Source organism: Citrobacter sp. wls710 (assembly GCF_005281115.1).
Lineage (GTDB): Bacteria > Pseudomonadota > Gammaproteobacteria > Enterobacterales > Enterobacteriaceae > Citrobacter > Citrobacter werkmanii.
This window is the reverse complement of sequence record NZ_SZXD01000040.1, coordinates 94,461-119,603: the sequence shown is the minus strand read 5'-3', so window position 1 is coordinate 119,603 and position 25,143 is coordinate 94,461. Positions and strand designations below refer to the sequence as shown.

The 25,143-nt window shown below is 52.5% G+C and carries 27 protein-coding genes and 1 pseudogene; 20 read left to right on the top strand and 8 right to left on the bottom strand.

What is annotated here, in order from left to right:
* The first annotated feature begins 56 nt into the window (after positions 1 to 56).
* From purA to FDX14_RS19800, 5 genes are all read left to right on the top strand, one after another.
* Entirely contained in the window at positions 57 to 1,355 is a 1,299-nt protein-coding gene (gene purA / locus FDX14_RS19820) for an adenylosuccinate synthase (protein WP_003025606.1), read from the top strand.
* 216 nt (positions 1,356 to 1,571) lie between these two features.
* Complete coding sequence (gene nsrR, locus FDX14_RS19815; protein ID WP_038636528.1) at positions 1,572 to 1,997, top strand: nitric oxide-sensing transcriptional repressor NsrR; 426 nt, start codon at positions 1,572 to 1,574, stop codon at positions 1,995 to 1,997.
* A 38-nt stretch (positions 1,998 to 2,035) separates the two neighbouring features.
* Entirely contained in the window at positions 2,036 to 4,498 is a 2,463-nt protein-coding gene (gene rnr, locus FDX14_RS19810; RefSeq protein WP_079225631.1) for a ribonuclease R, read from the top strand.
* Between the two features lie 72 nt (positions 4,499 to 4,570).
* Positions 4,571 to 5,302: a 23S rRNA (guanosine(2251)-2'-O)-methyltransferase RlmB gene (gene rlmB / locus FDX14_RS19805; RefSeq protein ID WP_038636534.1), complete on the top strand. Its 732-nt coding sequence runs from the start codon at positions 4,571 to 4,573 to the stop codon at positions 5,300 to 5,302.
* Between the two features lie 120 nt (positions 5,303 to 5,422).
* Positions 5,423 to 7,045 (top strand): isovaleryl-CoA dehydrogenase, encoded by a 1,623-nt coding sequence (locus FDX14_RS19800; RefSeq protein ID WP_137350100.1) that lies wholly within the window; start codon positions 5,423 to 5,425, stop codon positions 7,043 to 7,045.
* Between the two features lie 87 nt (positions 7,046 to 7,132).
* On the opposite strand, the gene yjfN is transcribed toward FDX14_RS19800, so the two are convergent.
* Together yjfN and bsmA are read right to left on the bottom strand one after the other, a co-directional pair.
* Positions 7,133 to 7,408, bottom strand: a complete 276-nt coding sequence (gene yjfN, locus FDX14_RS19795) for a DUF1471 family protease activator YjfN (protein ID WP_077223936.1) — start codon at positions 7,406 to 7,408, stop codon at positions 7,133 to 7,135.
* 147 nt (positions 7,409 to 7,555) lie between these two features.
* Complete coding sequence (gene bsmA, locus FDX14_RS19790; RefSeq protein ID WP_038636544.1) at positions 7,556 to 7,885, bottom strand: biofilm peroxide resistance protein BsmA; 330 nt, start codon at positions 7,883 to 7,885, stop codon at positions 7,556 to 7,558.
* A gap of 181 nt (positions 7,886 to 8,066) precedes the next feature.
* On the opposite strand from bsmA, the gene yjfP reads away from it, so the two are divergent.
* A complete protein-coding gene (yjfP, locus tag FDX14_RS19785; RefSeq protein WP_061382732.1) occupies positions 8,067 to 8,816 on the top strand; it encodes an esterase in 750 nt (249 codons plus the stop codon).
* Here the strand turns inward: yjfP and ulaR are convergent.
* Together ulaR and ulaG are read right to left on the bottom strand one after the other, a co-directional pair.
* Positions 8,813 to 9,568, bottom strand: coding sequence for an HTH-type transcriptional regulator UlaR (gene ulaR, locus FDX14_RS19780; RefSeq protein WP_042312798.1), 756 nt, complete (start codon positions 9,566 to 9,568; stop codon positions 8,813 to 8,815). The genes yjfP and ulaR overlap by 4 nt on opposite strands.
* Positions 9,569 to 9,675: 107 nt before the next feature.
* On the bottom strand, positions 9,676 to 10,740 hold the full coding sequence (gene ulaG / locus FDX14_RS19775; RefSeq protein ID WP_038636551.1) for an L-ascorbate 6-phosphate lactonase: 1,065 nt from the start codon (positions 10,738 to 10,740) through the stop codon (positions 9,676 to 9,678).
* A 366-nt stretch (positions 10,741 to 11,106) separates the two neighbouring features.
* Here ulaG and ulaA point away from each other — a divergent pair, with 366 nt between their 5' ends.
* The 6 genes from ulaA to FDX14_RS19745 are packed head-to-tail and all read left to right on the top strand — an operon-like array spanning position 11,107 to position 15,517.
* Complete coding sequence (ulaA, locus tag FDX14_RS19770) at positions 11,107 to 12,504, top strand: PTS ascorbate transporter subunit IIC (RefSeq protein WP_040232971.1); 1,398 nt, start codon at positions 11,107 to 11,109, stop codon at positions 12,502 to 12,504.
* Between the two features lie 15 nt (positions 12,505 to 12,519).
* Complete coding sequence (gene ulaB / locus FDX14_RS19765; RefSeq protein ID WP_001577590.1) at positions 12,520 to 12,825, top strand: PTS ascorbate transporter subunit IIB; 306 nt, start codon at positions 12,520 to 12,522, stop codon at positions 12,823 to 12,825.
* An 11-nt stretch (positions 12,826 to 12,836) separates the two neighbouring features.
* Positions 12,837 to 13,304 carry a PTS ascorbate transporter subunit IIA gene (gene ulaC / locus FDX14_RS19760; RefSeq protein ID WP_038636563.1) on the top strand — a complete coding sequence of 156 codons (468 nt, stop codon included), beginning with the start codon at positions 12,837 to 12,839 and terminating at the stop codon, positions 13,302 to 13,304.
* Between the two features lie 12 nt (positions 13,305 to 13,316).
* Positions 13,317 to 13,967 carry a 3-keto-L-gulonate-6-phosphate decarboxylase UlaD gene (gene ulaD / locus FDX14_RS19755; RefSeq protein WP_032940270.1) on the top strand — a complete coding sequence of 217 codons (651 nt, stop codon included), beginning with the start codon at positions 13,317 to 13,319 and terminating at the stop codon, positions 13,965 to 13,967.
* 9 nt (positions 13,968 to 13,976) lie between these two features.
* On the top strand, positions 13,977 to 14,831 hold the full coding sequence (locus FDX14_RS19750) for an L-ribulose-5-phosphate 3-epimerase (RefSeq protein ID WP_137350099.1): 855 nt from the start codon (positions 13,977 to 13,979) through the stop codon (positions 14,829 to 14,831).
* Positions 14,831 to 15,517 carry an L-ribulose-5-phosphate 4-epimerase gene (locus FDX14_RS19745; RefSeq protein WP_061382735.1) on the top strand — a complete coding sequence of 229 codons (687 nt, stop codon included), beginning with the start codon at positions 14,831 to 14,833 and terminating at the stop codon, positions 15,515 to 15,517. The genes FDX14_RS19750 and FDX14_RS19745 overlap by 1 nt, the downstream gene beginning before the upstream one ends.
* A gap of 62 nt (positions 15,518 to 15,579) precedes the next feature.
* Here the strand turns inward: FDX14_RS19745 and FDX14_RS19740 are convergent, their stop codons facing one another.
* The gene (locus FDX14_RS19740) at positions 15,580 to 16,773 is read right to left on the bottom strand and encodes an MFS transporter (RefSeq protein WP_137350098.1); all 1,194 of its coding nucleotides are present in this window, start codon (positions 16,771 to 16,773) and stop codon (positions 15,580 to 15,582) included.
* Positions 16,774 to 16,943: 170 nt separating this feature from the next.
* On the bottom strand, positions 16,944 to 17,219 hold the full coding sequence (gene yjfY, locus FDX14_RS19735; protein WP_003025668.1) for a DUF1471 family protein YjfY: 276 nt from the start codon (positions 17,217 to 17,219) through the stop codon (positions 16,944 to 16,946).
* Between the two features lie 298 nt (positions 17,220 to 17,517).
* On the opposite strand from yjfY, the gene FDX14_RS19730 reads away from it, so the two are divergent.
* The 6 genes from FDX14_RS19730 (at position 17,518) to FDX14_RS19705 (ending at position 20,945) form a co-directional block, all read left to right on the top strand.
* Complete coding sequence (locus tag FDX14_RS19730) at positions 17,518 to 18,282, top strand: TSUP family transporter (protein WP_042312783.1); 765 nt, start codon at positions 17,518 to 17,520, stop codon at positions 18,280 to 18,282.
* Between the two features lie 158 nt (positions 18,283 to 18,440).
* The gene (gene rpsF, locus FDX14_RS19725) at positions 18,441 to 18,836 is read left to right on the top strand and encodes a 30S ribosomal protein S6 (RefSeq protein ID WP_003025672.1); all 396 of its coding nucleotides are present in this window, start codon (positions 18,441 to 18,443) and stop codon (positions 18,834 to 18,836) included.
* A 6-nt stretch (positions 18,837 to 18,842) separates the two neighbouring features.
* Positions 18,843 to 19,157: a primosomal replication protein N gene (priB, locus tag FDX14_RS19720; RefSeq protein ID WP_006686338.1), complete on the top strand. Its 315-nt coding sequence runs from the start codon at positions 18,843 to 18,845 to the stop codon at positions 19,155 to 19,157.
* Positions 19,158 to 19,161: 4 nt separating this feature from the next.
* Positions 19,162 to 19,389, top strand: a complete 228-nt coding sequence (rpsR, locus tag FDX14_RS19715; protein ID WP_000135199.1) for a 30S ribosomal protein S18 — start codon at positions 19,162 to 19,164, stop codon at positions 19,387 to 19,389.
* A 41-nt stretch (positions 19,390 to 19,430) separates the two neighbouring features.
* Positions 19,431 to 19,880 carry a 50S ribosomal protein L9 gene (gene rplI / locus FDX14_RS19710; RefSeq protein ID WP_003025676.1) on the top strand — a complete coding sequence of 150 codons (450 nt, stop codon included), beginning with the start codon at positions 19,431 to 19,433 and terminating at the stop codon, positions 19,878 to 19,880.
* Between the two features lie 141 nt (positions 19,881 to 20,021).
* The gene (locus tag FDX14_RS19705; RefSeq protein WP_137350097.1) at positions 20,022 to 20,945 is read left to right on the top strand and encodes a DMT family transporter; all 924 of its coding nucleotides are present in this window, start codon (positions 20,022 to 20,024) and stop codon (positions 20,943 to 20,945) included.
* Positions 20,946 to 20,992: 47 nt separating this feature from the next.
* On the opposite strand, the gene FDX14_RS19700 is transcribed toward FDX14_RS19705, so the two are convergent.
* Positions 20,993 to 21,637 (bottom strand): OapA family protein, encoded by a 645-nt coding sequence (locus tag FDX14_RS19700; protein ID WP_042312778.1) that lies wholly within the window; start codon positions 21,635 to 21,637, stop codon positions 20,993 to 20,995.
* Between the two features lie 219 nt (positions 21,638 to 21,856).
* On the opposite strand from FDX14_RS19700, the gene bamJ reads away from it, so the two are divergent.
* Positions 21,857 to 22,477: a BamJ family beta-barrel-assembly machinery protein gene (gene bamJ, locus FDX14_RS19695; protein ID WP_038642968.1), complete on the top strand. Its 621-nt coding sequence runs from the start codon at positions 21,857 to 21,859 to the stop codon at positions 22,475 to 22,477.
* Positions 22,478 to 22,785: 308 nt separating this feature from the next.
* A pseudogene (gene cycA / locus FDX14_RS19690) lies at positions 22,786 to 24,176 on the top strand (D-serine/D-alanine/glycine transporter).
* 83 nt (positions 24,177 to 24,259) lie between these two features.
* Here cycA and ytfE read toward each other — a convergent pair.
* Positions 24,260 to 24,922, bottom strand: coding sequence for an iron-sulfur cluster repair protein YtfE (gene ytfE / locus FDX14_RS19685; protein WP_079225626.1), 663 nt, complete (start codon positions 24,920 to 24,922; stop codon positions 24,260 to 24,262).
* Positions 24,923 to 25,143 lie beyond the last annotated feature (221 nt).

The window sequence follows — 25,143 nt, the reverse complement described above, 5'->3', positions numbered from 1 at the left end:
TATATCTGAAAAAGCGGTGGTAGAATCCATTTTTAAGCAAACGGTGATTTTGAAAAATGGGTAACAACGTCGTCGTACTGGGCACCCAATGGGGTGACGAAGGTAAAGGGAAGATCGTCGATCTTCTGACTGAACGGGCTAAATATGTTGTGCGCTACCAGGGTGGTCACAACGCAGGCCATACTCTCGTAATCAACGGTGAAAAAACCGTCCTCCATCTTATTCCATCAGGTATTCTTCGCGAGAATGTCATCAGCATCATCGGTAACGGTGTTGTACTGTCTCCGTCCGCGCTGATGAAAGAAATGAAAGGGCTGGAAGATCGTGGTATCCCGGTTCGCGAGCGCCTGCTGCTGTCTGAAGCGTGTCCGCTGATCCTTGATTATCACGTTGCGTTGGATAACGCTCGTGAGAAAGCGCGTGGCGAGAAAGCGATCGGTACTACCGGTCGTGGTATCGGTCCGGCTTATGAAGACAAAGTGGCTCGTCGCGGTCTGCGCGTTGGCGATCTGTTTGATAAAGCAACCTTCGCTGAAAAACTGAAAGAAGTGATGGAATATCACAACTTCCAGTTGGTGAATTTCTATAAAGTCGAAGCCGTTGACTACCAGAAAGTGCTGGATGATGTGATGGCGATTGCCGACATCCTGACCTCTATGGTTGTTGATGTTTCCGATCTGCTGGACCAGGCGCGTAAGCGTGGCGATTTCGTCATGTTCGAAGGCGCGCAGGGTACGCTGCTGGATATCGATCACGGTACCTATCCGTACGTAACCTCCTCCAACACCACTGCGGGTGGCGTGGCGACCGGCTCCGGCCTGGGTCCACGTTATGTGGATTACGTTCTGGGCATCATCAAAGCTTACTCTACTCGTGTCGGCGCAGGTCCGTTCCCGACTGAGCTGTTTGATGACGTTGGTGAGTTCCTGTGCAAACAAGGTAACGAGTATGGCGCAACCACCGGCCGTCGTCGTCGTACCGGTTGGCTGGACTCCGTTGCCGTACGTCGTGCAGTACAGATTAACTCCCTGTCTGGCTTCTGCCTGACCAAACTGGACGTGCTGGACGGTTTGAAAGAGGTGAAAATCTGTGTCGCTTACCGTATGCCGGATGGCCGTGAAGTTACAACGACTCCGCTGGCGGCTGACGACTGGAAAGGTATCGAGCCGATTTACGAAACCATGCCGGGCTGGTCTGAATCCACCTTTGGCGTGAAGGAACGTAGCGGTCTGCCGCAGGCAGCACTGAACTACATCAAGCGTATTGAAGAACTGACCGGTGTGCCGATTGATATTATCTCAACTGGCCCAGACCGTACTGAAACCATGATCCTGCGCGACCCGTTCGACGCATAATTCTGGTTATGGCGTAGCGTCGGATGGCGCTGCGCTTGCACTATCTTAGGCCGGATGAGGCGTTTTGCATCAGAATCCGGCTTAAAATCACGTAAGTTCCTCGCTTTTTTCCTTCCCGAACTGAAATAAATTAGCGACCTGGCTGGTGGCTGGTTTATCATCAATATAATTAATACCACCAGGTTTATCCGTTTTATCCCTTTTCCTGAGGTTGATGTGCAGTTAACAAGTTTCACCGATTACGGATTACGTGCGCTAATCTACATGGCGTCACTTCCCGAAGGACGTATGACCAGTATTTCTGAGGTGACAGAAGTCTACGGCGTGTCCCGTAATCATATGGTCAAAATAATCAATCAACTTAGCCGGGCGGGCTTTGTTACTGCTATTCGAGGAAAAAATGGCGGTATCCGCCTGGGTAAACCCGCTAAGGATATTTGTATTGGTGATGTGGTTCGCGAGCTGGAACCCTTATCGCTGGTCAACTGTAGCAGCGAGTTTTGCCACATAACCCCTGCCTGCCGACTCAAACAGGCGCTTTCTAAAGCAGTGCAAAGTTTTCTCACGGAACTGGACAACTACACACTTGCTGATTTGGTTGAAGAAAATCAACCGCTTTATAAATTATTGCTGGTGGAGTGACGAAAATCTTCATCAGAGATGACAACGGAGGAACCGAGATGTCACAAGATCCTTTCCAGGAACGCGAAGCTGAAAAATACGCGAACCCTATCCCGAGCCGGGAATTTATCCTCGAACATTTAACTAAACGTGAAAAACCGGCCAACCGCGATGAGCTGGCCGCTGAACTCAACATTGAAGGTGAAGAACAGCAAGAAGCGCTGCGTCGTCGCCTGCGCGCGATGGAGCGTGACGGGCAACTGGTCTTCACTCGTCGTCAGTGCTACGCGCTGCCGGAACGTCTTGACCTGCTGAAAGGTACCGTTATTGGCCACCGTGATGGCTACGGCTTTCTGCGCGTCGAAGGCCGCAAAGATGACCTGTACCTGTCCAGCGAGCAGATGAAAACCTGCATTCATGGCGATCAGGTGCTGGCGCAGCCGCTGGGCGCGGACCGTAAAGGTCGTCGCGAAGCGCGTATTGTGCGCGTACTGGTGCCGAAAACCAGCCAGATTGTCGGCCGCTACTTCACCGACGCTGGGGTCGGGTTTGTCGTCCCGGACGACAGCCGCCTGAGCTTCGATATCCTTATTCCGCCGGAACAGGTGATGGGGGCTCGTATGGGCTTTGTGGTCGTGGTTGAGCTGACCCAGCGTCCAACCCGTCGCACCAAAGCGGTGGGTAAAATCGTTGAAGTATTGGGCGACAACATGGGCACCAGCATGGCTGTTGATATGGCCCTGCGTACCCATGAAATCCCGTATATCTGGCCGCAGGCAGTTGAAAAACAGGTTGCCGGACTGAAAGAAGAAGTGCCGGAAGAAGCGAAAGTGGGACGTGTCGATCTACGCGATCTCCCGTTGGTCACTATTGATGGCGAAGATGCGCGTGACTTCGACGATGCGGTTTACTGCGAGAAGAAACGCGGCGGTGGCTGGCGTTTATGGGTGGCGATTGCTGACGTAAGCTATTACGTTCGTCCGCCGACTCCGCTGGATCAGGAAGCGCGCAGCCGTGGCACGTCTGTCTACTTCCCGTCGCAGGTTGTCCCGATGCTGCCGGAAGTGCTGTCTAACGGATTGTGTTCGCTCAACCCGCAGGTAGACCGTCTGTGTATGGTGTGCGAAATGACCATTTCGTCGAAAGGTCGGTTAACCGGCTTTAAATTCTACGAAGCGGTAATGAGCTCCCATGCGCGTCTGACCTACACCAAAGTCTGGCACATGCTGCAAGGCGATCAGGAATTGCGCGAGCAGTACGCGCCGTTAGTGAAACACATTGAAGAGCTGCATAATCTCTACAAAGTGCTGGATAAAGCCCGTGAAGAGCGCGGCGGTATCTCATTTGAAAGTGAAGAAGCGAAGTTTATCTTCAACGCTGAACGTCGTATCGAACGTATTGAGCAGACGCAACGTAACGACGCGCACAAACTGATTGAAGAGTGCATGATCATGGCGAATATCTCAGCGGCGCGATTCGTTGAGAAAGCCAAAGAGCCAGCGTTGTTCCGTATTCACGATAAGCCGACGACCGAAGCGATTACCTCCTTCCGTTCCGTACTGGCTGAACTGGGTCTGGAACTGCCTGGCGGCAACAAACCTGAGCCGCGCGATTACGCTGAACTGCTGGAGTCGATTGCTGACCGTCCTGATGCGGAAATGCTGCAAACTATGCTGCTGCGCTCGATGAAGCAGGCGATTTACGATCCGGAAAACCGTGGTCACTTCGGCCTGGCGCTGCAATCTTATGCGCACTTTACCTCGCCGATCCGTCGTTACCCGGATCTCTCTTTGCACCGTGCAATTAAATATTTGTTGGCGCAGGAGCAGGGCCATAAAGGCAACACCACGGAAACCGGTGGTTATCATTATTCGATGGAAGAGATGCTGCAACTGGGCCAGCACTGTTCGATGGCCGAACGCCGTGCTGACGAAGCTACGCGCGACGTCTCTGACTGGCTGAAGTGTGACTTCATGTTGGATCAGGTAGGTAACGTCTTTAAAGGCGTGATCGCCAGCGTGACCGGGTTTGGCTTCTTTGTCCGTCTTGACGAACTGTTTATCGACGGTCTGGTGCATGTCTCCTCCCTGGATAACGACTACTACCGCTTTGACCAGGTTGGGCAGCGCCTGACGGGTGAATCAAGCGGTCAGATGTATCGCCTGGGCGATCGCGTGGAAGTTCGCGTGGAAGCGGTCAACATGGACGAGCGTAAAATCGATTTCAGTTTGATCTCCAGCGAACGTGCGCCGCGCAATGAGGGGAAAACCGCGCGCGAAAAAGCCAAAAAAGGCGATGCAGGTAAAAATACCGGTAAACGTCGTCAGATGGGCAAAAAGGTGAATTTCGAGCCGGACAGCGCTTTCCGCGGCGAGAAGAAAGGCAGAGCCAAACCTCAGGTGGATAAAAAAACGGCTGAGAAGAAAGGCGATAAAAAAGCGAAAAAGCCATCAGCAAAAACGCTTAAAATCGCTGCCGCCACCAAAGCTAAACGCGCGGCGAAAAAGAACGTCGCACAATAACAGTCATAAACTGTAAGCCGGGCAACTGTCATGTTGCCCGGCGTTACGCACAAACTATTAACGAGTACATTCATGAGTGAAATGATTTACGGCATCCACGCGGTGCAGGCTCTGCTGGAACGTGCGCCTGAGCGCTTCCAGGACGTCTTTATTCTCAAAGGTCGTGAAGATAAACGCCTGCTGCCGTTGATCCATGCACTGGAAGCGCAGGGCGTTGTCATTCAACTGGCTAATCGCCAGTTCCTGGATGAGAAAAGCGAGGGTGCGGTACATCAGGGGATTATTGCGCGCGTGAAGCCGGGTCGTCAGTATCAGGAGAACGATCTGCCGGATCTGATTGCCGCGCTCGATCAGCCGTTCTTTTTGATCCTTGATGGCGTCACCGATCCACATAACCTGGGGGCGTGCCTGCGTAGCGCAGATGCTGCCGGCGTACATGCTGTTATCGTACCGAAGGATCGCTCCGCACAGTTGAATGCGACGGCGAAAAAAGTGGCCTGTGGCGCGGCTGAAAGCGTACCGCTGATCCGCGTAACTAACCTGGCGCGCACGATGCGTATGCTGCAGGAAGAGAATATCTGGATTGTGGGCACCGCTGGTGAAGCCGACCATACTCTCTATCAGAGCAAAATGACCGGACGTATGGCGCTGGTCATGGGGGCTGAAGGCGAAGGTATGCGTCGTCTGACTCGTGAGCATTGTGACGAACTGATCAGTATCCCGATGGCAGGGAGCGTTTCGTCGCTAAACGTTTCAGTCGCGACCGGCATTTGCCTGTTTGAGGCCGTTCGCCAGCGCGGCTAATTCATTCTCTATATCTCTTAAGCCATCCCTCGGGATGGCTTTTTTGTGACCTGAATCCCAGGCACTCTCTTGTCTGGCTGGCCATACTTAATGGCGCAGCCGTTGAAGGAGGGAGACACAATGTACTGGCAAACGCATACCGTTTTTAACCAACCTGTACCGCTCAATAACAGTAACTTATACCTGTCTGATGGCGCCCTGTGTGAAGCGGTTATCCGCGAAGGGGCGGGCTGGGATAGCGATCTGTTGGCGAGTATTGGCCAGCAGTTAGGCACCGCGGAATCGCTTGAACTGGGTCGCCTGGCGAATGCTTTTCCACCCGAACTTTTGCGTTACGACCCGCAGGGGCAGCGACTGGACGATGTGCGTTTCCATCCTGCCTGGCATTTGCTGATGCAGGGACTGTGCGCTAACCGTGTACATAACCTTGCCTGGGAAGACGAAGCGCGGCAGGGAACATTTGTTGCCCGTGCGGCGCGTTTCATGCTGCATGCGCAGGTGGAAGCAGGCACTTTGTGTCCGGTGACCATGACCTTTGCCGCCACGCCGCTGTTACTGCAGATGCTACCTTCACAATTTCACGACTGGTTTACGCCGCTGCTAAGCGACCGCTATGACTCGCATTTACTGCCGGGTGGGCAAAAGCGTGGGCTGCTGATTGGCATGGGAATGACCGAGAAACAGGGTGGCTCAGATGTGCTGAGCAATACTACTCAGGCGGAACGCCTCGCAGACGGCTCGTATCGGTTGGTGGGACATAAGTGGTTTTTCTCCGTGCCGCAAAGTGATGCTCATTTGGTGCTGGCGCAGGCAAAGGGAGGATTATCCTGCTTTTTTGTACCGCGATTTTTACCCGATGGGCGGCGTAATGCCATCCGTCTTGAACGGCTTAAAGATAAGTTAGGCAATCGCTCCAATGCCAGCTGTGAGGTTGAGTTCCAGGATGCCATTGGCTGGCTGCTGGGTGATGAAGGGGAAGGTATACGCCATATCCTGAAAATGGGCGGGATGACGCGTTTTGACTGTGCGCTCGGCAGCCATAGCATGATGCGACGTGCCTTTTCCGTGGCGATTTATCATGCGCACCAACGACAGGTATTTGGCAAGCCATTGATTGAACAGCCGATGATGCGTCAGGTCTTAAGCCGAATGGCGCTCCAACTGGAAGGTCAGACCGCGCTACTGTTTCGGTTGGCACGGGCCTGGGACCGCCGCGCTGAGGCCAAAGAAGCGCTGTGGGCTCGGTTGTTCACGCCAGCGGCGAAATATTCTGTCTGCAAAAGTGGGATGCCGTTTGTCGCTGAGGCGATGGAAGTATTGGGTGGGATTGGCTACTGCGAGGAGAGTGAGTTGCCACGTCTGTACCGTGAGATGCCGGTAAACAGTATTTGGGAAGGCTCCGGCAACATTATGTGCCTTGATGTATTGCGGGTGCTGACAAAACAACCCGGTATCTACGATATGCTCAGCGAAGCCTTTGCAGAGGTCAAAGGGCAGGATCGTCATTACGATCGGATGGTTCGTCAATTGCAGCAACACCTGCGTAAACCCAGTGAAGAATTGGGCCGGGAGATTACGCAGCAGCTTTTCCTGCTCGGTTGCGGGGCGCAAATGTTGCGCTATGCCTCTCCGCCAGTGGCGCAGGCCTGGTGTCAGATGATGTTGGATACGCGTGGTGGACGACGATTGTCTGAACAGGTACAGAATGATCTGCTGCTACGGGCAACGGGAGGATTACGGTAATAATATGCCTGATGGCGACGCTGGCGCGTCTTATCATAATGCCTGGGTTAAAACAGGCCGGATAAGTTTACCCCATCCGGCAATCTGTTACGCATAGAGTATGGCCTGGACGCGCCAGTTATCGGGGTGCTGATCTTCATACATTTGAATGATCCGATACCATGAGGCGCCTTGTTCATCCGCTTTTAACGCAACGACGCGTTCTACATCCTGCGGATTTCCTGCAATGTTACTGACGGATATCAGCCCTATTTCGTTCAGGCCGGTAACACAGTCAGCACTGGCGAACTCGGCAGACTGCGCCGTAGTACCTACCAGTCCGGTAGAAAGCAGCAGTGAGGATAAGGCTAGTGATTGTTTCATCGTCAGCTCCATTATTCGTACCCCTACACACGGCAGGGCATTCCATCGCGATAATAAACCTCAAGCTTCCTGCTGTTGGTTTATTGTGCACAGGTAAACGCATAGGGGCGCAAAGCAATGTAAAGCTGACTAAATTTCAAGCCAATATTATTTACGATACAAAATCGCTTGTGAATACCATTGGCCTGTCACAATGGTCTCATCGACTAATAAGACCACATAATAATCAGCTTTTGCCGCGACGGCTTTGTCGCGGATTTCAGCCAGCGCATCATCCGGTGAGCCTCTTACCAGCGCGCTGACCGTCCCTATTCGCTGTAACCCATTACTCTGGTTACGGCGAATCTCCTGCGGGTGGTCGGCAACGGGCGGTGCGGGTTGCGGCGTTCCCTGTAGCACGCTACAGGCGCTTAAAAATAAAACCAGCAACAAAGAGGCAAACCGACGCATAACTCTATCTCGTTTCCTGATAGCCATAGTGTAGTGCCTTATTAATTTCCCTTTAGGGGAATGTTCCCGAATTGTTATCTCTCACGCGATTTTCGAATGAAAATGTTGCGAAAGCGTAACCCAGTTCTCAACATTATGAATCATTGTCGAACACATTCGCTTGCGTTAAGTATTGCTGCATGGCATACCAGAAAGAAAGAGGCGACAAATGATCGAAATTGAAACACGACAGTTGGCGGGTATCCCTGTTCTGCACGCCGTTCCGGCTGGCAAACGCGACTGTTCACTCCCCTGTATTATTTTTTATCACGGATTTACATCTTCCAGCCTGGTCTACAGCTATTTTGCCGTTGCTCTGGTTCAGGCCGGATTCCGGGTAGTGATGCCAGATGCGCCAGACCATGGTGCCCGCTTCAAGGGTGACGCACAGGGGCGGATATACCGCTTTTGGCACATATTGCAGCAAAACATGCAGGAGTTTTCGACGTTACGTGCGGCGCTGGTAGCAGAAAATTGGTTGTCAGATGAACGGCTTGCCGTAGGCGGGGCGTCAATGGGGGGAATGACGGCCCTGGGCATTATGGCCCGCTATCCCGAGGTTAAATGTGTAGCCAGCCTGATGGGTTCGGGCTACTTTACCCGGCTTGCGCAGACGCTTTTTCCGCCTTTATTGGTCCAGACGCCAGAACAGCAGGCTGAGTTTGATGCCCTCATCGCGCCGCTGGCCGAATGGGAAGTGACGCACCAGTTGCCACGCCTGGCCGACAGGCCGTTGCTGCTATGGCACGGGCAGGAAGATGATGTGGTACCGGCTGTTGAAACCTTCCGCTTACAGCAGGCGCTGATTCAGGCCGGTCTGGACAATAATTTGACCTGCCTGTGGGAAGCAGGCGTACGCCACCGCATTACGCCAGAAGCGCTGGCTGCGACGGTGACGTTTTTCCGCCAGCACCTTTAAACGCGCATAATGCTCACGCCCTGAGCTTCGAGCTGTTGCAGGATCTCAGGGTTCGCATTTTTGCCGGTAATCAGCATATCTATTTGATCGGCGCGGCTGAACAGCATCCCCGCGCGTTCACCGACCTTACTGCTATCGACCAATACCACCAGTTTGCCCACCACGTTAAGCATCTTCTGCTCCGCCATCGCGGTCAGCATATCGGTTTTATACAGTCCATCTGCGGTCAACCCTTTGCCGCTGGTGAACATCCAGTGCCCGGCATACAGGCTATTTTCACTACCTTGCGGGCTAAGCGTGATGGATTGGCTTTTGTTGTATTGCCCTCCCATGATGATCACGCTCTCATGCTCCTGGTCGATCAAATAGTTCGCCAGCGGCAGATAATTAGTGATGATCTGCACTGGCTTGCCGCACATTTCACGTCCGAGCAGGAAGGCGGTCGAGCCGCAGTTGATCACCACGCTTTCACCCGCATTCACCAGTTGGGATGCGGCCTTGGCAATACGAACTTTTTCATCGTGGTTCTGTGCCTGGTGCAGATTCATTGGCGTCCAGCGCGGGCGCTGCTGAGTGATGGCTTCTGCGCCGTTGCGAACTTTCTTGAGTTTGCCGCTTTCGTCGAGTTTGTTGATATCCCGGCGGGCTGTGGCGGGTGAAATACCCAGGCGCTCAATTACGTTCTCAACGGTAACAAAGCCCAACTGCGCCAGCATATCCAGCAATATTTGATGTCTTTGTGCTTCAGTCATGAGCTATTCCGATACAAATTGATTTGAAAAGATGATATTTGAAATAGCCTGGAAATACTAAAGTAAATGGGAAAAAATGCCGGGTTAGGCCCGGCATTTGGTGTGGATCACAAGAAGGATTTAAACGGTAGATCCGGTTCAATCGTGAAACAATCATCAAAGCCGCGTGGATAGTGGTATTCAAAGTTATCTTTATCCAGCGGCCAGGTGAATTTGCCACCGACCTGCCAGATAAATGGCTTAAAGCCATATTTCAGACGATCTTTTTTCATCTCCCACAATACGCGAATCTCCTGAGGGTCGGCCTGGAAATTTGACCAGATGTCATGATGGAAGGGGATGACGACTTTTGTATTCAACGCTTCCGCCATACGCAGCATGTCGGAGCTGGTCATCTTGTCGGTAATGCCACGCGGGTTTTCGCCATAGGATCCGAGCGCGACGTCGATCTGATGCTCGTTGCCGTGTTTTGCATAATAGTTGGAGTAGTGGGAGTCGCCGCTGTGATACAGCGTGCCGCCTGGCGTTTTGAACAGATAGTTAACGGCGCGCGCGTCCATGCCGTCCGGCAGCACGCCCGCCGCTTTCTGATCGGCGGGGAGAGTGATCAACGCGGTACGATCAAACGCATCAAGCGCGTGAATTTCAATATCTTTCACTTTAACCACATCGCCAGGTTTTACCACGATGCAGCGATCTTTCGGCACACCCCAGCCGACCCACAGATCCACACAGGTTTGTGGTCCAATAAACGGCACGTCGTCCGCGCAGTTCTGCATGACCGCAGCCGCGACATTTACGTCGATGTGATCGTTATGATCGTGCGTAGCCAGCACCGCATCGATCTGACGAATGGCAAACGGATCAAGCACAAACGGCGTGGTACGCAGGTTTGGCTGCAGTTTCTTCACGCCCGCCATGCGTTGCATCTGGTGACCGGTTTTCATCAGCGGATTACCGTGACTTTGTTTACCTGTTCCGCACCAGAAATCGACGCAGACGTTAGTCCCGCCTTCCGACTTTAGCCAAATTCCGGTACAGCCAAGCCACCACATAGCAAAGGTGCCAGGTGCGACCTGTTCCTGTTCGATCTCTTCATTCAGCCAGCTTCCCCACTCCGGGAATGTGCTCAGAATCCATGATTCGCGCGTGATGCTTTTTACTTTACTCATCGCATTTACCTTCATGTTGGTTCAAGTTGAATCAAATTATGATTTGTTTTGATTGATACTGACATCAATTTATCAAGAAGGCAATGCGTGGATTTTTCTGATTCCGTCGTAAAGCGTCTATAACTCACAACGTAACGGGATGCTTTGCAGGAATCTATTTCTGTATTTTATTGTTTTTATGAGTTTTATTTTTTGCTCTATGAATGCTCAATAAAACCCTGTCTCGGGTAAGAGATTTATTTGCGTACTCCATCACATTTAATCAAATTCAATCTTGTTGTGATTACTTTTGAAAATTAGAGTGGAGGCACAACATCCTGAGCATCTGTAATGAATGTTCAGCAACTTCGTCTACTGGAGATCGTTATGGAGATCCTCTACAACATCTTTACCGTCTTTTTTAATCAGGTCATGACCAACGCGCCGTTGCTGTTGGGTATTGTGACCTGCCTCGGCTACATCCTGTTGCGCAAAAGCGTCAGCGTTATTATCAAAGGCACGATCAAAACGATTATCGGTTTTATGCTGCTGCAGGCGGGATCGGGCATTCTGACCAGCACGTTTAAACCGGTAGTGGCGAAGATGTCCGAGGTTTACGGTATCAATGGTGCGATTTCCGATACCTATGCCTCCATGATGGCAACCATCGAACGAATGGGGGATGCCTACAGTTGGGTAGGGTATGCCGTATTGTTGGCGCTGGCGCTGAACATTTGTTACGTACTGCTACGGCGTATTACCGGCATTCGCACCATCATGCTCACCGGGCACATCATGTTCCAGCAGGCGGGCTTGATTGCGGTCTCTTTCTATATCTTCGGCTATTCCATGTGGACAACCATTATTTGCACGGCGGTGCTGGTGTCGCTCTACTGGGGGATTACCTCCAATATGATGTACAAGCCGACGCAGGAAGTGACCGACGGCTGCGGTTTTTCCATCGGCCACCAGCAGCAGTTCGCTTCATGGATTGCCTACAAGGTCGCGCCTTATCTGGGTAAAAAAGAGGAGAGCGTAGAAGATCTCAAACTGCCTGGCTGGCTGAATATCTTCCATGACAACATCGTTTCGACCGCGATTGTCATGACCATTTTCTTCGGTGCGATCCTGCTCTCTTTCGGCATTGATGTGGTTCAGGCGATGGCAGGGAAAACGCACTGGACGGTGTACATCCTGCAGACCGGTTTTTCGTTTGCCGTCGCGATCTTCATCATCACCCAGGGCGTACGTATGTTCGTCGCCGAACTTTCAGAAGCGTTCAACGGTATCTCGCAGCGTCTGATTCCCGGTGCGGTATTGGCGATTGACTGTGCGGCGATATACAGCTTTGCTCCCAACGCGGTGGTGTGGGGCTTCATGTGGGGCACCATCGGCCAACTGATTGCGGTCGGCATCCTCGTGGGCTGCGGTTCTTCCATCCTGATAATTCCCGGCTTTATCCCGATGTTTTTCTCTAATGCCACTATCGGCGTGTTTGCTAATCACTTTGGCGGCTGGCGCGCGGCGCTCAAGATTTGTCTGGTGATGGGGATGATTGAAATCTTTGGCTGCGTCTGGGCGGTAAAGCTCACCGGTATGAGCGCCTGGATGGGGATGGCGGACTGGTCAATTCTGGCGCCGCCGATGATGCAGGGCTTTGCCTCCATCGGCATCGTGTTTATGGCCGTCATTATTCTGATTGCACTGGCTTATATGTTTTTCGCAGGACGCACGTTGCGCGCTGAGGAAGACGCAGAAAAACAACTGGCAGAACACTCTGCTTAATAAGGAGTTCCGATTATGACCGTACGTATTCTGGCTGTGTGTGGCAATGGGCAGGGCAGTTCCATGATCATGAAGATGAAAGTGGACCAGTTTTTAACCCAGTCAAATATTGACCATACCGTGAACAGCTGCGCAGTGGGTGAGTACAAAAGTGAACTGAACGGCGCGGATATCATCATCGCCTCTACCCATATTGCCGGTGAAATTACCGTAACCGGCAATAAATATGTTGTTGGCGTACGCAACATGCTGTCGCCCGCCGATTTTGGCCCAAAACTGCTGGAAGTGATCAAAGCGCATTTCCCTCAGGACGTGAAGTAAGGACACGGCATATGAAATTACGTGATTCGCTGGCAGACAATAACGCCATCCTTCTACAGGCTGAGGCCAACACCTGGCAGGAAGCGGTAAAGCTGGGCGTCGATTTGCTGGTTAAGGCAGACGTGGTTGAACCGCGCTACTACCAGGCCATTCTTGATGGGGTAGAACAGTTCGGTCCGTACTTTGTGATTGCCCCAGGACTGGCGATGCCGCACGGTCGCCCGGAAGAAGGCGTGAAGAAGACCGGCTTTGCGCTGGTGACGCTGAAAACCCCGCTGGTGTTTAACCACGAAGATAACGACCCGGTGGACATTCTGATCACGATGGCGGCGGTCGACGCCAACACGCATCAGGAAGTTGGCATCATGCAGATCGTGAATCTGTTTGACGATGAAGCCAATTTCGACCGTTTACGTGCCTGCCGCACCGCGCAGGAAGTGCTGGATTTAATTGATAACGCCACTGCGGCGGCTGTTTAAAAGGATACCGAAATGTCATTACCTATGTTGCAGGTTGCGCTGGATAACCAATCAATGTCTTCTGCGTACGAAACGACGCGTCTGATCGCTGAAGAGGTCGATATTATTGAGGTGGGCACTATTCTTTGTGTTGCCGAGGGCGTACGTGCCGTACGTGACCTGAAGGCGCTCTACCCGCATAAAATTGTGCTGGCGGACGCCAAAATCGCCGATGCGGGTAAAATCCTCTCCCGCATGTGTTTCGAAGCTAACGCTGATTGGGTCACTGTCATCTGCTGTGCGGATATCAATACCACCAAAGGTGCGCTCGAGGTGGCGAAAGAATTTAACGGCGACGTACAGATTGAACTGACCGGTTACTGGACCTGGGAACAGGCTCAGGAGTGGCGTGATGCGGGTATCGGGCAGGTTGTATATCATCGTAGTCGTGATGCGCAGGCCGCAGGTGTGGCGTGGGGAGAAGCGGATATCAGTGCCATCAAACGCCTGTCTGATATGGGCTTTAAAGTCACCGTAACCGGCGGCCTGGCGTTGGAGGATCTGCCGCTGTTCCAGGGGATCCCGATTCACGTGTTTATAGCTGGTCGCAGTATTCGTGATGCCGCTTCTCCGGTTGAGGCTGCGCGTCAGTTCAAACGTTCCATCGCCCAGTTGTGGGGCTAAGGAGCGACTATGTTGTCGAAACAGGTCCCGCTCGGTATTTATGAAAAAGCGCTCCCCGGAGGGGAGTGCTGGCTGGATCGCTTGCGGCTGGCGAAAGAGTTAGGTTTTGACTTTGTCGAAATGTCGGTTGATGAAACCGACGCCCGCCTTGCGCGCCTTGACTGGAACCGCGAGCAGCGTCTGGCGCTGGTGACCGCCATCGCCGAAACGGGAGTACGCGTCCCTTCTATGTGCCTGAGCGCTCACCGCCGTTTCCCGCTGGGGAGCGAAGATGATGCGGTGCGCGATCAGGGACTGGCGATCATGCGGAAAGCCATTCAGTTTGCGCAGGATATTGGTATTCGCGTGATTCAACTGGCGGGTTATGACGTCTATTACCAGCAGGCCAATAACGAAACGCGTCGTCGATTTCGCGATGGGCTAAAAGAGAGCGTTGAGATGGCGAGTCGCGCGCAGGTGACGCTGGCGATGGAAATCATGGATTATCCGTTGATGAATTCGATCAGTAAGGCGCTGGGTTATGCCCACTATCTCAATAATCCGTGGTTCCAGCTGTATCCCGATATTGGCAATTTGTCAGCGTGGGATAACGATGTACAGATGGAGTTACAGGCTGGAATAGGCCATATCGTGGCTGTCCACGTGAAGGACACCAAACCCGGCGTGTTCAAAAATGTGCCGTTTGGTGAAGGCGTTGTCGATTTTGAACGTTGTTTTACGACTCTCAAACAGAGTGGGTATTGCGGGCCATACCTGATTGAGATGTGGAGTGAAACGACGGACGATCCGGCGCATGAGGTGGCGAAGGCGCGCGATTGGGTGAAAGCGCGGATGGCCAGCGCAGGTCTGGTGGAGGCGGTGTAATGCAAAAACTTAAACAGCAGGTTTTTGAAGCCAACATGGATCTGCCGCGTTATGGGCTGGTGACGTTTACCTGGGGTAACGTCAGCGCCATCGACCGCGAACGGGGGCTGGTGGTGATTAAGCCCAGCGGCGTCGACTATCAAACGATGCAGGTTGACGACATGGTGATCGTGGATTTGGATGGCAATGTGGTGGAAGGACGCTATCGTCCTTCTTCCGACACCGCCACTCATCTGGCGCTGTATCATCGCTATTCCTCTCTCGGCGGCGTGGTGCACACCCACTCAACCCACGCGACGGCGTGGGCGCAGGCAGGGCGGGCAATTCCGGCACTCGGCACGACGCATGCGGATTACTTCTTTGGTGATATCCCCTGCACGAGGGCATTAACTGAAGCAGAGGTTCAGGGCGAGTATGAGCTGAATACCGGCAAGGTGATTATCGAAACGCTGGGGAACGTGGAGCCTCTCCATACGCCCGGCGTGGTGGTGTATCAGCATGGCCCGTTTGCCTGGGGTAAAGATGCTCACGACGCGGTACACAACGCTGTGGTGATGGAAGAGGTCGCGAAAATGGCATGGATTGCGCGTGGCATTAATCCGGCCCTCAGCCCCATCGACAGTTATCTGATGAATAAACACTTCATGCGTAAGCACGGCCCAAACGCCTACTACGGGCAGAAGTAACGTCTTTGCCCCGGACAACGTGCATCTACGGATGTGCGTCACCGATCTGTTCGGGGCAATCTTCAGCGTTGCTGGTAAGCCGCTGGTGTAAATCGCATTCCTGCTAAAACTATCGCACAAATGACAGCACCAGCGTAAAACGTCGAGGCTGCGCCCATCGTTTCCCACAGAATGCCCGCGCCGGTACTGGCTAACAGTAGGGCGATGCCACTGATCAGATTAAACATACCGAAGGCTGTACCGCGTAGCTCTGCTGGCGCGGTATGCGCAATCATGGCAGCCAGCAACCCTTGCGTCATGCCCATATGAATCCCCCACAGTCCCACGCCTATCAGTAACGTGCTCCAGTGGTGACTCAGCGCCAGAGTGATATCCGCCGCGATCAGGACCAGCAGGCCCGCCTGTAACATGCGGGTGTGGTTCATGCTGTCAGACATTTTACCAAAAGGATAAGCCGACAGACTGTAGACCAGATTCATGGCGACCATCACCAGCGGAATGGCAAACAGCGGGATATCCATTTGATATGCGCGCAACACGAGAAACGCTTCGCTAAAGCGGGCGAGCGTAAAGAGCGCGCCCAGTCCCACGACCCACCAGTAGGCTGCACTCAACTTTTTCAGGTTTTCCCGTCGTAACGGATTGGTGCGTTTATCAGTGACGGGGGTTTTCGGTTCACTCAGGCCAAACCATAGCAGGGCGATAGATAGTACTCCAGGGATGACGGCAACCCAGAAGATAGTGCGAAAATCGTTGTTCCAGAGCAGCATTAGCCCGACGGCGAGCAGCGGTCCCAGAAATGCGCCAATGGTATCCAAAGACTGGCGCAGACCATAGGCGGCACCGCGGATCTCGGACGGGGTGACATCTGCGACTAACGCATCCCTGGGGGCGCCGCGAACACCTTTACCCACACGATCAATCATGCGAGCGCTGAATACCATGCCTGATGAGCCAGCCATCGCGAACAGGGGCTTACTCAGTGCCCCCAAACCATAACCGAGCATCGCCAGACCTTTGCGCTTTCCCAGATAATCACTGAGGACGCCGGAAAAAACCTTAATGATCAGCGCAGTGGCTTCAGCTAATCCTTCAATCAGGCCAATGATAATGACGCTGGCTCCCAGCGTGGTTGCCATAAACAACGGCAGTAGGCTATGGATCATTTCGGAGGAGACATCCATGAGCAGACTCACACCGCCCAGCACCCAAACGCCTTTTGGTATGCGATTCAGCGTCGCATAGCGTGCAAACATGGTTTCGCTCCAGAGAATCAGTTCGGTAATGCTTTATTTAATCAGTAAATGATGACCAGGATAAGATACAAAGAAAAATAATTCTCATTTACCTGATGCGCCAAAAAAAGCCCCCGGTGAAGGGGGCAAGTCAATCTGTGGCAATGTTCTCGTTGGTTATTTGCGGGTAGCTAGCGATAAATGTCTGCACTGGCGTGCATATTTCCGTTACTACCGGGCTCCCTGGTGAGGATCACGTGGTAGTATGTTGCGCCTTGCGCATCGGTCTCTTCATTCAGGGCCTGAGTGGCTTCACTTTCAGTGGCGAAGTTATGATTTATGTAAATAACGCCTAAGCTCTGCACATCATCCATATTCCTGGCCTGATGATTGTCAATTTTGATGGCTGCCGTTGCATTTGCACTGAGCAAAAGCACAGCCAGAAGGGTCAAAACACGGGCTCGCATATGTACCTCCTCGACTGCGGTCTCTGGTTGCCTCTCTCCTGTGAGTGATGAGCTTCTGATGTAATTTTAACCGCTACCGGCGCAGGCGTTAGCGACCATTTCTGATGCAGTTGTTCAAAAAATTACCGCATGCCCACCTTTTCTTTTATTTACAGGTAACTGATAGATACCGCTGCGTTAAAAAATACCTGTCTTTCGCGCACAAGCTCTTACCAAATAGTCAATTTAAACGGATGGATACCCTGTTTATAGTGAGCCGTATAATTAATATAACTTTATGATAATAAGGCAAAAACTTATGGATACTTCATTCATGGATTTCAGCTACTTCGTGATTATGTTTATGGTCGCGCTGGTGGCTGGCTTTATTAACGTGGTGTCGGGCGGCGGCGGGTTTCTCTCTATTGGCGCACTGTTAATTTCTGGTTTACCCCCGGCGAACGCGCTGGCAACCAATAAAATTCAGGCGCTGGGCAGTTCGCTGACCTCCGGTATTTACTTTTTACGCCGGGGACATATCAATGTGCAGGAGCACAAGTACGTCTTCCTGTCTGCTTTTATCGGCTCAGCGTTAGGCACGACGCTCATTCAGTTCATTGAACCGGAAGTGTTGAAAAAACTGCTTCCGGTACTGATTATCGCCGTCGCCATCTACTTTATTTCTGCTCCCAACCTCAGCGAACCAAAGAGAAAGCAGCAGGTATCCCTGTTTTTCTTTTCCCTGATCTGCGGCGGCTGCATAGGCTTTTATGATGGATTTCTTGGCGCTGGTGCTGGCTCCTTTTATACGCTCTGCTATATCCTGTTGTGGGGATACAGCATCGATAAGGCGCAAATTCACTCGAATTTTATTAACCTTGCATCGAACATCGCCTCGATTTTGTTCTTCATTTTCGGCGGCAAAATGATCTGGTCGCTGGGACTGGTGATGTTTGCCGGGCAGTCCCTCGGCGCGCGCCTTGGCGCAACGGTGGTACTGACGCGCGGGAAGAAAGTTATCCGGCCGATGATTGTCATTGTCTCTATTTGCATCAGCGTCAAGATGCTGCTGGATATGTATTAATCGCGGCATGGTAAATAATCGTACAAGCACCTTGAGTTTACCGGCTGACCCCAGTATTATGACGCGTCATTTTTCAGCCGACCTTTAACACGTTCCTTGCCTCCATGGGCCTCGGCTGACCCAGACAGGAGGCTGAATAATCCGTAAGGAGCAATTCGATGCGTCATTACGAAATCGTTTTTATGGTCCATCCTGACCAGAGCGAACAGGTTCCGGGTATGATCGAACGCTACACTGCTGCCATCACTGGTGCAGAAGGCACGATCCACCGTCTGGAAGACTGGGGCCGCCGTCAGCTGGCTTACCCGATCAACAAACTGCACAAAGCTCACTACGTTCTGATGAACGTTGAAGCGCCGCAGGAAGTGATCGATGAGCTGGAAACTACCTTCCGCTTCAACGATGCCGTTATCCGCAGCATGGTTATGCGTACTAAACACGCTGTTACCGAAGCATCTCCGATGGTTAAAGCGAAAGACGAGCGCCGTGAGCGTCGCGATGATTTCGCAAACGAAACCGCAGATGATGCTGAAGCTGGGGATTCTGAAGAGTAATTTCTGATGACCAACCGTCTGGCGTTGTCCGGCACTGTGTGCAGGGCCCCCCTTCGAAAGGTCAGTCCATCAGGAATTCCTCATTGCCAGTTCGTGCTTGAGCATCGTTCTGTGCAGGAGGAAGCCGGGTTTCACCGGCAGGCGTGGTGCCAAATGCCCGTTATTGTTAGCGGACACGAAAACCAGGCCATTACTCACAGTATAACGGTCGGTAGCGCAGTAACCGTTCAGGGGTTCATCTCTTGCCATAAGGCAAAGAACGGCCTGAGCAAAATGGTTCTGCATGCCGAGCAGATTGAATTGATAGATTCTGGAGACTAGCCATATGGCACGTTATTTCCGTCGTCGCAAGTTCTGCCGTTTCACCGCGGAAGGCGTTCAAGAGATCGACTATAAAGATATCGCTACGCTGAAAAACTACATCACCGAAAGCGGTAAGATTGTCCCAAGCCGTATCACCGGTACCCGTGCAAAATACCAGCGTCAGCTGGCTCGCGCTATCAAACGCGCTCGCTACCTGTCCCTGCTGCCGTACACTGATCGTCATCAGTAATCGGTCACGGTCCATTAATACGACTTTGAGAGGATAAGGTAATGCAAGTTATTCTGCTTGATAAAGTAGCAAACCTGGGTAGCCTGGGTGATCAGGTTAACGTTAAAGCGGGCTATGCTCGTAACTTCCTGGTACCACAGGGTAAAGCTGTTCCTGCTACCAAGAAAAACGTTGAATTTTTCGAAGCGCGTCGCGCTGAGCTGGAAGCTAAACTGGCTGACGTACTGTCCGCTGCTGAAGCTCGTGCTGAGAAAATCAACGCACTGGAAACCGTAACCATCGCGTCTAAAGCAGGCGACGAAGGTAAACTGTTCGGTTCCATCGGTACTCGCGACATCGCTGACGCTGTAACTGCAGCTGGCGTTGAAGTAGCTAAGAGCGAAGTTCGTCTGCCGAACGGCGTTCTGCGTACCACTGGCGAGCACGAAGTGAGCTTCCAGGTTCACAGCGAAGTGTTTGCTAAGCTGACTGTAAACGTAGTTGCAGAATAAGTTTTTATTCTGATAACCGCGTAAAAGCGCCGGCCCTGTGCCGGCGTTTTGCTTTTCTGTTCCCCGCTTTTCTCTCTGGCTATTCTTTGTCCTTTTCGGGATAATTACAAAAATAAAACATTATTTCAAAGTGGTGATGGAATGGAACCAACGCACCAACCTCTGTTTGCGCGTAAAAATGTTGTCTATCTGAGCGCGGCGTTCTGCTGCTTGCTGTGGGGAAGCGCCTATCCGGCGATCAAAAGCGGATATGAAATCTTCCAGATTGCCACGGATGACATCCCCTCGAAAATTGTCTTTGCCGGCTATCGCTTTCTGTTTGCGGGATTATTGCTGCTCCTGCTGGCGATGGCGCAACGTAAACCGATTGGCCGGTTAAGCCCGCGTCAATATGGTCAGCTCACGCTGTTGGGGCTGACGCAGACTTCGCTGCAATATATTTTCTTTTATATTGGCCTGGCGTTCACCACGGGGGTGAAAGGGTCCATCATGAACGCGACAGGCACGTTCTTCAGCGTGCTGCTGGCGCATTTTATCTATCAGAACGATAAACTCAGTTACAACAAGGCGCTGGGTTGTATCCTGGGCTTTCTCGGCGTGATGGTGGTGAACTTTAACAGCGGGCTGGATTTTAGCTTCAGCCTGTTAGGAGACGGCTCGGTGGTGATGGCAGCCTTTATTCTCTCCGCCGCTACGTTATACGGCAAACGCATTTCTCAAACGGTGGACCCGACGGTAATGACGGGGTATCAGCTGGGCGGTGGCGGTCTGGCGCTGGTGATCGGCGGTTACGCTTTTGGTGGCACCCTGACCGTACACGGCGCGTCTTCGTTGGCGATTCTGGGCTACCTGACGTTGCTCTCTTCGGTGGCATTTGCCTTGTGGAGTATCTTGCTCAAGCACAACCGCGTGGGGATGATTGCGCCGTTTAACTTCCTGATCCCGGTTTCAGGCGCGGTACTGTCGGCGGTTTTCCTCGGCGAAAATATTCTCGAATGGAAATATGCAGTAGCGTTGGTGCTGGTCTGTTCGGGGATCTGGTGGGTGAACAAGGTGAAACGCTAACGCTTCACCTTGCTGCCTGATGGCACTGCGCTTATCAGGTGTGCTGGCTATCGGGCGCGAATAAAACTGCCGTTAGGCTGGCGGGTAAACAGGACCTGCTGGCCATTACCCGTATCGATGGTTAACCCTGTCACTACGCCACTGGCATTCTGCCTGATCTGCACCATCTGTCCGTCTTTCAAATTGCTCAGCGGTTTTCCGGCACCTTCTACCTGCGCCATGGCGTACACATCGGTTGGCGGGAGATTATGGTCACGGAATACCTGGGCCAGCGTTTTACCCGAATCTACGCGGTAGGAACGCCACTGCTGGTCAATCCCGCTATCCGGCTGGAAAGGTTGTGTCTGGGATTGCTGGGCCTGCGGCTGTGCGTCTGGTTCCCCCTCCTGGATGGGTTCCGGCGCAACCGGCGCGACCTGGCCAGGATCGTTTTGCGGGGCGACCAGTTGTGCCTGAAGTTGAGCCTCTGTCGGCGGCTGTGACTGCGACTGCAAATCCAACTGGGCAGTACGCGTGACCACTGGCGCATCGCTGGTGTCGCTGGAAGGGAGCAGGAAACCGATCACCAGCACGATAGCAGCAGCAATAATGCCGCGGCGGTGCATCGGCGGCAGCGGGTCCATAATGCGAAAATTGTCCGGTGCATGCCAGATTTTCGCCAGGGTTGGTTTTAATTCAAAGCGCCCGGGCATGGCTTTCCTCCTGCTCCGCGTCTCGTTCCTCAGTCATAGAGTATAGATCGCTAACTCTATGATACTTGTTCGGGTACCCGCTTTCGTGACATTCATGCGGACAATAGTCATTGTTTCTTTTTCCTCGCGATTTGTCATCAGTTCCCGAGACAAAGTTTTACCGGATGCGGCATGGCTGATATGCTGCCCGCTACTTTACATCCGATGAAAGGAAATATGATGGCTACCCCGACTTTTGACACTATCGAAGCGCAAGCAAGCTACGGCATTGGTTTGCAGGTAGGACAGCAGCTGAGCGAATCCGGACTGGAAGGGCTGTTGCCTGAAGCGCTGGTAGCGGGTATCGCTGACGCGCTGGAAGGCAAGCATCCGGCAGTGCCTGTTGATGTTGTGCATCGCGCACTGCGTGAAATCCATGAACGTGCAGATGCAGTTCGTCGCGAGCGTTTCCAGGCTATGGCCGCTGATGGCGTTAAATATCTGGAAGAAAACCGTGAGAAAGAGGGTGTGAACAGCACTGAATCCGGTTTGCAGTTCCGTGTTCTGACCCAGGGCGAAGGTGCTATCCCGGCACGCACTGACCGTGTTCGCGTGCACTATACCGGTAAACTGATCGACGGTACCGTGTTTGACAGCTCTGTCGCACGTGGCGAACCGGCTGAATTCCCGGTTAACGGCGTAATTCCAGGCTGGATTGAAGCGCTGACTCTGATGCCGGTGGGTTCCAAATGGGAACTGACTATTCCTCAGGAACTGGCTTACGGCGAGCGTGGCGCTGGCGCGTCCATTCCTCCGTTCAGCACGCTGGTATTCGACGTTGAACTGCTTGAGATTCTGTAAGCAGTGACTTCTGTTCCCCCCGAGGCCGGGGGGAGCAAAGAAATAGCGTGAAAAGCTATAGTTACGCTGTTGTCGATATTTTATATTGCAAATGCTTCACCAGCGTGTATTTTTGTGAGCTGATTCGCGCTATCAGAGTGATATGACACTCACTTTAAACATTAAATTAACATTATATCTAAATCTTAGTATTCATCCCGCCAATTCTTACCTAATATCGATGAGTCCTGATAACAGGATCGTCGTATCATAGACACATTAAAGGCCGTAGAGCCTGAACAACACAGACAGGTACAGGAAGAAAAAACATGGTAGATCAGGTAAAAGTCGAAGCCGCAGAAGAGGCTTCGTCTGAACAGTCGCTACGGCGCAATCTCACAAACCGTCATATTCAACTTATTGCCATTGGCGGCGCTATCGGTACCGGCCTGTTTATGGGTTCCGGTAAAACCATTAGTCTCGCCGGACCGTCGATCATCTTTGTGTATATGATCATCGGTTTTATGCTGTTTTTCGTGATGCGCGCAATGGGAGAGTTGTTGCTCTCGAATCTGGAGTACAAATCCTTTAGTGATTTTGCCTCCGACCTGCTCGGGCCATGGGCCGGGTATTTTACCGGTTGGACTTACTGGTTCTGTTGGGTTGTTACCGGGATGGCAGACGTTGTCGCCATTACCGCGTATGCGCAATTCTGGTTCCCCGAACTCTCAGACTGGGTCGCCTCGCTGGCGGTGATCGTGCTACTGCTGAGCCTTAACCTCGCCACGGTAAAAATGTTCGGTGAGATGGAGTTCTGGTTCGCGATGATCAAAATTGTTGCCATTATCGGTCTGATTGTCGTTGGCCTGGTGATGGTACTGACGCACTTTCAGTCGCCAACCGGCGTTCAGGCATCGTTCACGCATCTGTGGAATGACGGTGGCTGGTTCCCGAAAGGGCTGAGCGGCTTCTTTGCCGGCTTCCAGATTGCGGTGTTCGCGTTTGTGGGCATTGAACTGGTGGGGACAACCGCTGCGGAAACCAAAGATCCGGAGAAATCTCTGCCGCGCGCCATTAACTCGATCCCGATCCGTATCATCATGTTCTACGTTTTCGCGCTGATTGTGATTATGTCCGTCACGCCGTGGAGCTCGGTGGTGCCATCCAAGAGCCCATTCGTTGAACTGTTTGTCCTGGTCGGTCTGCCCGCGGCGGCGAGCCTGATCAACTTTGTGGTGCTAACTTCTGCGGCCTCTTCTGCAAACAGCGGCGTGTTCTCTACCAGCCGTATGCTGTTTGGTCTGGCGCAGGAAGGCGTGGCGCCTAAAGCGTTTGCCAAGCTGTCTAAACGCGCGGCTTCTCCTGTATCTGCCTGTTGGGCGGTGTGGTGATGCTGTATGTGAATCCGAGCGTGATTGGCGCGTTCACCATGATCACCACCGTGTCGGCGATTCTGTTCATGTTCGTATGGACCATCATTCTTTGCTCGTACCTGGTGTACCGTAAGCAGCGTCCGCACCTGCATGAAAAATCAATCTACAAGATGCCGCTCGGTAAGCTGATGTGCTGGGTATGTATGGCGTTCTTTGTTTTCGTACTGGTACTGCTGACGCTGGAAGAAGATACCCGCCAGGCGCTGATCGTGACGCCGCTGTGGTTCATCGCGCTGGGTCTGGGCTGGTTGTTTATCGGTAAGAAACGTATGGCAGGCGTGCGTTAAGCGTAGCCATATCGGACACAAAAAAGGCCACATAAGCAGTGGCCGAATTCGGACTTCAGGAAGGCGCTCTCGGGCGCCTTTTTTTATTCACCAGCGAGGGCACGCGGGAACAACACATTATTTTCCAGACTGATGTGTTCCATCAGGTCGTCGATCATCTCGTTAATGCCGTTATACATGGCTTTCCAGGTGGTGCAGGCTTCTGGCGGCGGCGTCACGTTGTGGGTGATGTGTTTGATCACTTCGACCAGTTCACCGGCATCGTCATGCTCGCTTTCCATGACGCTGATTGGTCCCATCGCCTGGCTACCCATGCCCTGTTTAATCATCGGGAACAGGATCTGCTCTTCCTTCATCATGTGGCTGGACAGCTCTTCATGCAGCATGCTCAGGTTCTTCGCCAGACCGCGCGGTACGTTCGGTTTGTCTGCGTGAACGCGTTCAACTTTCGTGGCCTGCAGGATCAGTTCCGGCAGCTGTTCGCGATGTCTATCGTGATAACGCACGATGATATGGTCGATGATTTCAGCCAGCGCCACGGTACGCCAGTCTTTCTCCAGCGGCTGTTCAGCCAGCTGCGCGAGCTGCGCCTCAATAACGTCTAAATCCAGCTCTTTACGCGCGGCAGCGCGTGCCAGTGTTTGCTTACCGCCGCAGCAGTAATCCATATCGTATTTACGAAACAGGGCCGAAGCGCGAGGAATAGAGAGCGCCAGTTCACCTAAAGGTTGATCGCGATAAGACATTGCCGTTACCTCATTCTCAATAATATAAGATGTATTTTAAATGCATCTTATAAGGAAGGCTATAACCCTTTCGGGGTGGGGTGTTTTGTGATGAGCATCACAAAAATTTCTTATTTCGTTAAGGTGCTGAATCTTATTGGAAAGGAGAGATACGGCGAAAAAAGCTGCGCCAGAGAATTAAATAAGCGCACGCCGCTGCCGATAGTTAGACCTCAGACAAT